Annotated in this window: 9 protein-coding genes; 5 read left to right on the top strand and 4 right to left on the bottom strand. The window is 66.7% G+C overall.

What is annotated here, in order from left to right:
- Both A5740_RS23440 and A5740_RS23435 read right to left on the bottom strand, forming a co-directional pair.
- A partial coding sequence (locus A5740_RS23440) for a hypothetical protein (protein ID WP_076198076.1) occupies window positions 1-257 on the bottom strand: 257 nt, incomplete at its 3' end.
- 200 nt (window positions 258-457) lie between these two features.
- Complete coding sequence (locus tag A5740_RS23435) at window positions 458-760, bottom strand: hypothetical protein (protein ID WP_076198074.1); 303 nt, start codon at window positions 758-760, stop codon at window positions 458-460.
- 293 nt (window positions 761-1,053) lie between these two features.
- On the opposite strand from A5740_RS23435, the gene A5740_RS23430 reads away from it, so the two are divergent.
- A complete protein-coding gene (locus A5740_RS23430; protein ID WP_076198072.1) occupies window positions 1,054-1,761 on the top strand; it encodes a hypothetical protein in 708 nt (235 codons plus the stop codon).
- 3 nt (window positions 1,762-1,764) lie between these two features.
- A complete protein-coding gene (locus tag A5740_RS23425; protein ID WP_076198070.1) occupies window positions 1,765-3,351 on the top strand; it encodes a DNA polymerase Y family protein in 1,587 nt (528 codons plus the stop codon).
- A 25-nt stretch (window positions 3,352-3,376) separates the two neighbouring features.
- Here A5740_RS23425 and A5740_RS23420 read toward each other — a convergent pair whose 3' ends face one another.
- Both A5740_RS23420 and A5740_RS23415 read right to left on the bottom strand, forming a co-directional pair.
- Entirely contained in the window at window positions 3,377-4,417 is a 1,041-nt protein-coding gene (locus tag A5740_RS23420; RefSeq protein ID WP_076198068.1) for a nucleoside hydrolase, read from the bottom strand.
- 25 nt (window positions 4,418-4,442) lie between these two features.
- Entirely contained in the window at window positions 4,443-6,455 is a 2,013-nt protein-coding gene (locus tag A5740_RS23415; protein WP_139335313.1) for an SDR family oxidoreductase, read from the bottom strand.
- 69 nt (window positions 6,456-6,524) lie between these two features.
- Here A5740_RS23415 and A5740_RS23410 point away from each other — a divergent pair, with 69 nt between their 5' ends.
- From A5740_RS23410 to A5740_RS23400, 3 genes are all read left to right on the top strand, one after another.
- Entirely contained in the window at window positions 6,525-7,394 is an 870-nt protein-coding gene (locus A5740_RS23410) for a MaoC/PaaZ C-terminal domain-containing protein (protein ID WP_076198065.1), read from the top strand.
- A gap of 114 nt (window positions 7,395-7,508) precedes the next feature.
- The gene (locus A5740_RS23405) at window positions 7,509-8,399 is read left to right on the top strand and encodes a universal stress protein (RefSeq protein ID WP_076198086.1); all 891 of its coding nucleotides are present in this window, start codon (window positions 7,509-7,511) and stop codon (window positions 8,397-8,399) included.
- A complete protein-coding gene (locus tag A5740_RS23400; RefSeq protein ID WP_076198064.1) occupies window positions 8,396-9,952 on the top strand; it encodes an APC family permease in 1,557 nt (518 codons plus the stop codon). Before A5740_RS23405 ends, A5740_RS23400 begins: the two co-directional genes overlap by 4 nt.
- Window positions 9,953-9,995: the final 43 nt, after the last annotated feature.

Raw genomic sequence — 9,995 nt, 5'->3', positions numbered from 1 at the left:
CGTCCCTTGACGCCGGGGGTGAACAGGTTGCCGCCGGTGGGGTTGATCGACTTCTCGGTCGGTTCGACCGGTGGCGGCGGGGCCGGGGTGGCCGGCGGGGTGGTTGTCGTCGTGGTTGTCGTCGTGGTGGTGGGCGTGGTGGTCTCGGGACCTTTTTCTTCTTCGGTACCGCACGCTGCGGTGAACGAAATCATCCCGATGACTGCCGCACCGCCTGCGATGACGGTGAACCGACGAGTCAACTGTCCTGATTTCATATCTTGTTCCCTCACTGTCCCGAGTTGTTGCAGAGCGGCCTTGCCTGGATCACGGTGGATTCCCACTCCTTGCAACGCAGATCGTGGCCCAGTCCATCCACATCATCGCGGCGGACTGGTGCCCGAACTTTAGCCCAGTGAGGAGACACCTGCAGGAGCATTCCTGCAGGTGTCTCCTACCGTGGCTTGAAGCCTCGGTGCTACCCGATGTTCTCCCGGTTGCCGGGGATGGCAGTGGGTGCACCCGGTGCCTTGACGCCGGGGGTGAACAGGTTGCCGCCGGTGGGGTTGATCGACTTCTCGGTCGGTTCGACCGGTGGCGGCGGGGCCGGGGTGGCCGGCGGGGTGGTTGTCGTCGTGGTTGTCGTCGTGGTGGTGGGCGTGGTGGTCTCGGGACCTTTTTCTTCTTCGGTACCGCACGCTGCGGTGAACGAAATCATCCCGATGACTGCCGCACCGCCTGCGATGACGGTGAACCGACGAGTCAACTGCCCTGATTTCATGTTGCGTTTCCTCACTGTCCCCCGTGTTCTTACAGAGCTGGCCTTCGGCGAATCGCGATGGATTCCCACTCCCTGCAACGCAAATCGTGGCCCAGCCCCATCCCGAAGCGGGTTCTGGTGACCGAACTCTAACTCAAGGTCCTCGTGGCCGCAGATCTGTTCCCGCGGGGCTCGGCTGCCGGCGTCGGTGGCCCCTGACGGCAGCTTGACGCTGTCGGTGGGTCCGTGTTTACTCGAGCCATCGAACATATATTCGAAGATGTTCCCGAGTGGCTGGTGCTGGAGGTGTTGTTGTGACTGCTGCGACGGAACGTGATTTACGCCTGTTGACCCGCTCTGAACAGGTGGAACACCTCAGGCGCAAGATCGCCTCGGTATCGGGCAAGGTGGGGTCGTCGCATCGAAGCGCGCCGCGGGCTGATACGGCCATCCCGGCTCCAGAATCTTTGCTGAAGCCGGTCGGGGCACTGGTTGAGACGTTGCCCGAGGGCCTGCCGACCATGCTGCCGCGGGGGTCTGTCGCGGTGGCTGCCGGTGCCCGGTCGCTGACGCTGGGCATCGTGGCGGCGGTGACGGCTTCGGGCGGGCATGCGGTCATCGTCGGCCAACCCGATGTCGGCTTGTTGGCCGCGGTGGAGATGGGCGCCGATCTGACCCGGCTCGCGGTGATCCCCGACCCGGGCGCCGATCCCGTCGAGGTGGCCGCAGTGCTGATGGACGGAATGGATCTGGTGGTGCTCGGCCTGGGAGGCCGTTCGGTGCCGCCGAGTCGCGCCCGGGTGATGGTGGCGCGGGCCCGGCAGAAGGGCTGCACCTTGTTGGTCACCGACGGAAACTGGCAGGGTGCTTCGGCCCGATTGGAGGCCCGGGTGTCCGGTTACGACGTGGCCGGTGCCGGTGGAGACGTCCCGATACCCGGGCGTGGCCGGATCAGTCGGGTCCGGCTGGCCATGCGTACCCGCGGGCGGTCCCTCGGAAAAGCTTGTGCAGCAGGCGGATAGCTCATGCCCGCGGATTCCAGGGTATTGGCTCTGTGGTGTATGGACTGGCCTGCGGTGGCGGCCGCGACGTCGGCGGGACTGCCCTCGACGGTGCCGGTCGCCGTCACGCTGGCCAACCGGGTGATCGCCTGCTCGGCATCGGCCCGAGCGGCCGGGGTGCGGCGCGGGTTGCGTCGTCGGGAGGCGCAGGCACGGTGCCCGCAGCTGCACGTCGTCACCGCTGATTCCGCCCGGGACGCCCGCTATTTCGAGAACGTGACCCTGGCCGTCGACGATCTGGTACCGCGTGTCGAGGTGTTGCGGCCAGGGCTTCTGGTGCTTTCGGTGCGTGGGGCGGCGCGGTATTTCGGTTCCGAACCGGCCGCCGCCGAACGGTTGATCGATGCCGTCGCCGCAGCCGGTGCCGAATGCCAGGTCGGCATCGCCGATCAGCTCTCCACTGCGGTCTTCGCCGCCCGGGCGGGTCGCATCGTCGATCCCGGCAATGACGCGGCGTTCCTGTCCGGGCTGTCGATCCGTCAGTTGGCCACCGAACCGGCCCTGGCCGGTCCCGGTCGGGAAGACTTGGCGGACCTGTTGTGGCGGATGGGTATCCGAACCCTGGGGCAGTTCGCCGAGTTGTCCCGCACCGATGTCGCTTCCCGGTTCGGGGTCGACGCGGTGACAGCGCACCGGTTCGCCTGCGGAGAGCCGGACCGGGGCCCCTCCGGGCGAGATCCGGCAGCTGAACTCGATGCGGTGATGAACTGCGATCCGCCGATCGAACGGGTGGATGCCGCAGCTTTTGCGGGACGGTCCCTGGCCGGTGATCTGCACCGTCGTCTGGAGGGGGCCGGGGTGGGCTGCACCCGGTTGGCCATCCACGCCGTCACCGCCAACGGTGAAGAGCTGGAACGGGTCTGGCGATGTGCCGAACCGTTGACCGAGGACGCCACCGCCGACCGGGTGCGCTGGCAGTTGGACGGCTGGCTGAACCGCCGCACTTCTGATCGGCCCACCGCCCCGGTGACGGTGCTACGACTGAGGCCGGTGGAGGTGGTGTCGGCAGCTGCGCTGCAATTGCCGTTGTGGGGCGGTGTGGGCGAGGAGGACCGGCTGCGAGCCCGACGCGCGTTGTTACGGGTTCAGGGTCTGCTCGGTCCGGAGGCAGTGCAGGTGCCGGTGCTCAGCGGGGGCCGAGGACCGGCCGAACGCATCACGTTCACGCCGTTGGGGGATGAGCCGGTGGCACGGGCGGATCCGCGGCAGCCCTGGCCCGGTCAACTACCCGAGCCCGCACCGACCGTACTGCTCGATGATCCGGTGGAACTGCTTGACGCCCAGGGAAACCCGGTCCGGGTCACCAGTCGCGGGATGTTCTCGGCCGATCCCACCCAGTTGGCCGGTGCCGGCAGGCGTGACGGCAGGTTGCACTGGTGGGCCGGGCCGTGGCCGGTCGACGAACGATGGTGGGATCCGGAGAACCGCGGGGCCGGTCGTACCGCTCGGGTGCAGGTGCTGTTGCGGCCCGGAGACGCCGACGAGGACCACCTCGCTCTGCTGTTGTGTTACCGGCAGCGCCGGTGGTATCTGGAGGGCGCCTATGAATGAGCGCTCAACTCCGGCCCGGGTAAGTTCAGTCCACGCGCTGCGCGAAGGCGCCGACCCGGTCGATGAACCGGTCGAAGAACACCACCGGGTCGACCTCCATGCCGATGAGGGCGTTGGGTTGACGGCCCCAGTGTCCGCGCCAGTCGGCGACTGTCATGCCGCGGGTCAAGGTGCCGCTCAACTCGACATCGACTGTGGTTTCCCGGTAGCGCACCAAGCCCGGGTCCAATGCGACTGCGGCGGCCAGCGGATCGTGCAGGTGTGCCAAGTACCCGTCGTCGGTGTCGAAGTGGAATTCGAAATAGAACCGCAGGGCGTCCTCGATGACGCGGATCAACGGGTTGGTAGCCGTTGACCGCGTGCCCCGCTCGTCGAGCACACTCATCGGTGTCGACGGAGACCCGGCTGCGACGGCGAGCCGGTTCAACAGTGCCGGGGTCATGGCAATGTTCTCGGTGAGGTTGAGCCCCAGCACGATTGGCACATGGGTTGCGGTGTCGAGGCCCCAGGCTGCGGTCCAACTGCCGAACACCTCGGCGGCGGATTCGGGGTCCACGCTGATGTTCCACTCCGACACCGGGGTGGTGTTGCCCCGATAGTCGAATGCCCCGCCCATGATGACGAGCCGACGCAACAGCTTGGGCAGGGTGGGTTCGACGCGCATGGCCAACGCCAGATTGGTCAGCGGTCCGGTGGCCAATCCGATCAACTCTCCCGGGTGGGCGCGTGCGGCCCGCACCCACGCCTCGGCGGCGTCGTGGGCAGTGAGCAGTCGGTCGCCGGACGGAAGCTGCGCGTATCCCAGGCCCTGCGGTCCATGGGTGTCTTCGGCGGTACGCAGCGGCGTACTCAACGGCTGCTCAGCCCCCTTGGAGACAGGAACCCCGGCGACCCCGCACAATTCCAGCAGCGCCAGGTTGTTGATGCAGACCTGTTGCACCGGAACGTTTCCCGCGGTCGAGGCGATACCCACCAACTCGGCTTCAGGGCTGGCCAGCAGATACACCAGGGCCATGGCGTCGTCGACACCGGTGTCGACGTCGGCGAACACGGGTAGCGGTGTCACCTGGCCAACGATAGAACCGTGCCGGCTACCAGTGCACCCCGGGCACCAACCGCACTGCCCGTTTGACCGGGCGGGTCACCGCACGCGGGACGCGTAGGGCGCGGGTGTCGCGGGCCGGTCGCTTCGGCCGACGTGGTGTGCTGTCGGCTACCTGACTGCTCACCCCCCGCGCTGCCGCCGAGTCCGGATACCCGAGATAGAGCTGGTGCAGTACCCGGCGGGACAGCTTCGGGGTCAGGTAGTTTCCGAAATCGGCGACGGTGCCCAGGGGCGTGTCGATCCGGACCGGTTTGTCGACCAGGCCGCGCACCACCATCGCCGCCGCGTGCTCGGCCGAGATGGGCGGCACCGGGTTGAGCCGGCGCGACGGTGCGATCATCGGCGTTTTCACCAGCGGCATGTGGATATTGGTGAATGTGATGTGGTCGGAAAGGGTTTCGGTGGACACCACATCGGAGAACGCATCCAACGCTGCCTTGGAGGGGAGGTAGGAGCTGTACTTCGGGGTGTTGGCCTGCACACCGGCGCTGGACACGTTGACCACATGGCCGAACCGGCGTTCCCGCCAGTGCGGTAACAGCGCCAACACCATGCGCACCGAGCCGAAGTAGTTGACTGCCATCACCCGCTCGTAGTCGTGCAACCGGTCCGTCGAGTTCGCCACCGACCGGCGGATGGACCGGCCGGCGTTGTTCACCAGGTAATCGACGTGGTCGAACCGGCCCAAGATGTCCTTGATCGTGTGCTCGACCGACGCCGAATCGGTGACATCACAGGTGAAGGCGTACGCCTGCCCGCCGGCCGAGCGGATTTCGGTGACCAGATCGTCGAGAGCCGCACCGTTGCGGGCCAGGGCGAAGACACAGGCGCCCCGTTCGGCCACCGCCAGGGCCGATGCCCGGCCGATGCCGCTGGAGGCACCGGTGATGATGACGTGCTTGCCCACCAGCGGGCCGGCCGGATCGTCGCGTCGGGCCCGGTCGGGATCGAGATGGCCGGCCCAGTACCGCCACAGTTTCGGTGCGTACGAGGAGAATTCGGGGACCGTGATCCCGGTACCGCGCAGCGCGGCGGTGGTGTTGTCCGCGGTGAAGGTCGGCCGAAGCTCCACCACGTCGAGCACCTCGCCGGGGATGCCCAGCTGGGCGGCCACGATGTTACGCACAGCTTTGGTCCGTCCCCGCGCTCGCAGCACCGGCGCCGCGGTGGCACGGGGGAGTGACCCGCGCAGCGGCGGCAGCCCGGCTTCCGTTGCCACCCCGCGGTAGATGTCGCGCAATCCGATGGTTCTCGGCGCGGTCAGATGGAACGTCTCGCCGTCTGTACCCTCGACATGCATCAGGTGGACGAGCGCGTCGACCACATAGTCCACCGGTACGACGTTGGTGCGGCCGGTGTCGGGCAGCATCATCGGGGTGAACTTGGGCAGGCCGGCCAGTCGCGCCAACACACCGAAGAAGTAGTAGGGCCCGTCGATTTTGTCCATCTCGCCGGTCTGAGAGTCGCCGACCACGACGGCCGGCCGGTACACCCGGTAGCGCAGGCCCGGCGTCGAGCGCACCAGTTGTTCGGCTTCGAACTTGGTCTGGTGATACGGCGTGGGCAGATCTTGCGCGACGTCGAAATCATCTTCGGTGAACACACCCCGATGGTTGCCGGCGACCGCGATCGAGGACACGTGGTGCAACGTGGCGTCCAGCCGCTGGGCCAATCCGGTCACCGCCCGGGTGCCCTCCACATTCGCCGCGCGCTGCTCTGCCTCGCCGACCGTCATGTCGTAGATCGCCGCGCAGTGCACCACGTGCGCGATGTCGCCGAGTTCGGCGACATCGGCCGCCGACAAGCCGAGATCAGCGGAAGTGAGGTCGCCGACCAGCGGTTTCACCCGTTCATTCCAGGTCTGGGCCAGACGCTCGAACCGGGTCAGGGACTCCCGACGCACCAGGACCCACACCTGGGCGTCCGGTTCGACCGACAGAATCCGGGAGATCACTCGACGGCCGATAAACCCGGTACCGCCGGTAACGACATAGCGCATGCGAGCCATCGTGGACCTAGATCGAGCAAACGTCAACAAGGCGGCTCGGCTCAACTATCGTCGGCACGCATGCCCCTCAATCCGGATGCCATCGGCGCGACGACCGATCCGATCCAGTTCGACTGGACCGACCGCGACACCCTGCTGTACGCCATCGGCGTCGGCGCGGGAACCGCTGATCTTGCCTTCACCACGGAGAACAGCCACGAGATCGAGCAGCAGGTGCTACCCACCTACGCGGTGATCGCGTGTTCGGCCTTTCCCGCCGCCTTGAAGATCGGCACGTTCAACTTCAGCATGCTGCTGCACGGTTCCCAGGAGATCCGACTGCACCGGCCGCTGCCGCCGGCCGGGAAGTTGACCGTCGTCTCCGAGGTCGCCGACATCCAGGACAAGGGTGAAGGCAAGAATGCGGTGGTCATGCTCAAGGGGGTCGGAACGGACCCGGACAGCGGCGAGGTCGTCGCCGAAACCCTTACTACCGTGGTGATTCGGGGCGAAGGGGGATTCGGTGGTCAACCAGGGCAACGTCCGGCGGCGCCGCAGATTCCCGATCGCGAGCCCGACGCTCAAGTAAACCTGCCCACCCGCGAGGACCAGGCCCTGATCTACCGGTTGTCCGGCGATCGCAATCCACTGCACAGTGATCCGTGGTTCGCTCAGAATCTCGCCGGTTTCCCGAAGCCGATCCTGCATGGCCTGTGCACTTACGGGGTCGCCGGGCGGGCCCTGGTCGCCGAACTCGGCGGCGGCGACGCCACCAAGGTCCATGCGGTGGCGGCCCGCTTCAGCTCGCCGGTGTTCCCGGGGGAGATGCTGACCACGTCGATCTGGCGGACCGAGCCGGGGCGGGCGGTGTTCCGTACCGAGGCATCCGGGCCCGACGGCGCCGATGCCCGGCTGGTGTTGGAAGACGGTGCCGCAGAGTATTCCGACTGATCGGCCGGGGCCGGCAATTTTGTAGAAGCGCTGCACGCCGAGTGGCGGATTGACAGGATCGAACCACTACGGTCGCACGACACAGTGTGGGATGGGCGGTGGCAGATGGCGCAGGTGAATCTGGTCGTTGGATACCTGGCCACTCCCGGGGGCGCGGATGCGTTGGCCTTGGCGGTCCGGTTCGCCCGGGCGTTGGGGGCGCAACTCCACATCTGCCTCATCGTCCCGCCCGACACCGCACCGGCGGGCATCGGCCCCAAGGGCGGCTACGAGGAAATGGTGGCCGGGCAAGCCAAGGGCTGGTTGGACGATGCGATGGCCTCGGTGCCCGACGACGTTGTGGCACATACGCATCTGAGCTTCGACGAGTCGTTCACCGACGGTCTGATCCACGAGGCGCTGCGGTTGCAGGCGGTGGCCATCGTGGTCGGCGGTTCCGGTGGCGGGCTGATCGGCAGCTTCTCGCTGGGCTCGGTGGTCAACGAGCTGCTGCACTCCTCGCCGGTGCCGGTGGCGGTGGCGCCGCGCGGAACTCGGGACTCGACCGTGGATCGGATACACGAGATCACGTGTGCCATCGGGCAACGCCAGGGCTCGGATCTGTTGCTCGACACCGCGGTACGGGCCAGCCGAGCAGCCGATGTCCCGTTGCGGCTGGTGTCGTTGGTGGCGCTCGATCCGGCCTTCGGTTCGCTGCGCGGCGATGCCGACGCGGTTCGTGAACATGCGGTCGCGCACGCCCAGCACACCGTGGAGGCCGCCAGAAGTGAGCTTCCCGAGGACTTTCCGGTGACCTCCACGATCGTGAACGGTCCCACGGTCGAGGCGGCGGTGGAGCAGCTGAGTTGGCAGGACGGGGACATCATCATGGTCGGATCCAGCCGGCTCAGCGCGCCCCGACGGATCTTTCTCGGGTCGACGGCAGCCAAGATGTTGAGGGTGTTGGACGTGCCGATGGTGGTCGTACCTCGGGACGAACTGAAAGACGGCGAGGGCCACGCATGACCGAGTCGGCAGCGGAATCCGCGTCCCACCATGAGCTCGAGGCCGCCGAACAGTCCAGCGGCCTGGTCTCCAAGGGTCTGGCTGCCGGCAAGGTCGGCACCTTATCGGGTGCGATTCTTGGGATCTCGTGCGTGGCACCCGGTTACACGCTGACTGCCAGCATCGGGCTGATCGTCGCGGCCGTCGGCCTCAAGATGCCTGCCATCTTCATCGCCGGATTCATCCCGATGTTCCTGACCGCCTACGCCTACCGCGAACTGAACTCACGCGCGCCCGACTGCGGAGCGTCGTTCACCTGGTCCACCAAGGCATTCGGGCCGTACGTCGGCTGGATGTGTGGATGGGGCATGGTGATGGCGTCGATCATCGTGCTGTCCAACCTCGCCGCCATCGCCGTGGAGTTCTTCTACCTGTTCATCGCCCGCATCAGCAACAATCCCTCGATCGCGGACCTGGCCGACAACAAGGCCATCAACATCGTCACCACACTGGTGTTCTTGGCCCTGGCCACCGCGATCGCGAGCCGCGGCATCACCACCAGCGAACGGGTGCAGTACGTCCTGGTGGGTTTCCAGATGATCGTGTTGCTGGCGTTCGCCGTGATGGCATTCGTGCACGTGGGCCGCGGCGACGCACCGGTCGGGTTGTCATTCGACCTGGACTGGTTCAACCCGTTCAGCGGACTTGCGTTGAGTGCGTTCGTGGTTGGCGTGACGGGCTCGATCTTCGCGTTCTGGGGCTGGGACACCTGTCTGACATTGGGGGAGGAGTCCAAGGATCCGACAAAGGTGCCGGGCCGAGCCGGTCTGCTGTGCGTGCTGTCGATCCTGGCCACATATCTGCTCATCGCCGTCGCGGTGATGATGTACGCCGGGGTGGGCGAAACCGACCTGGGCCTGGGTAATCCGGACAATGCCGAGAACGTGTTCGCGGCACTGGCGGACCCGATCATGGGCCACTGGGCCGGACCGTTCCTTTTCCTGGCGATCTTGGCCTCGTCGGTGGCCAGCCTGCAGACCACGTTCCTGCCGGCGGCCCGGGCGATGCTGGCGATGGGCGCCTACAAGGCCTTCCCGGCCCGGTTCGCCGAGGTCAGCCCCCGCTATCTGGTGCCGAGTTTCGCGACCATCACCGCGGGCGTGGTCACCGGCGTGTTCTACACCGTGGTGAGCCTGCTGTCCGAGAGTGCCCTGCTGGATACCATTGCCGCTCTTGGCATCATGATCTGCTGGTACTACGGCATCACCGCGTTCGCCTGTGTCTGGTACTTCCGGCGCGAGTTGTTCGCCAACGCCCGCAACGTGGTGTTCAAGTTCCTGTTCCCGTTGCTCGGCGGGATCGTGCTGGCCGCGGTGTTCGTGATCGCCATCGGAGAGAGCATGAACCCGGAGAACGGCAGCGGCGCCGAGATCGGCGGCATCGGCCTGGTGTTCTTCATGGGCTTCGGCATCCTGTTGCTCGGGGCCGTGCTCATGTTGGTGTGGCGGTCGGTCAACCCGGCGTTCTTCCGCGGGGAGACGCTGCGGCACGACACCCCGTCGCTCGTGGAGTAGGTGGGTGAGGGTGCCGAGGAGTCAGTGAAATGACGGACGGCAC

Source organism: Mycobacterium sp. GA-1841, from assembly GCF_001954135.1.
Classification (GTDB): Bacteria; Actinomycetota; Actinomycetes; order Mycobacteriales; family Mycobacteriaceae; genus Mycobacterium.
This window is presented reverse-complemented; position numbering and strand designations above follow the sequence as displayed.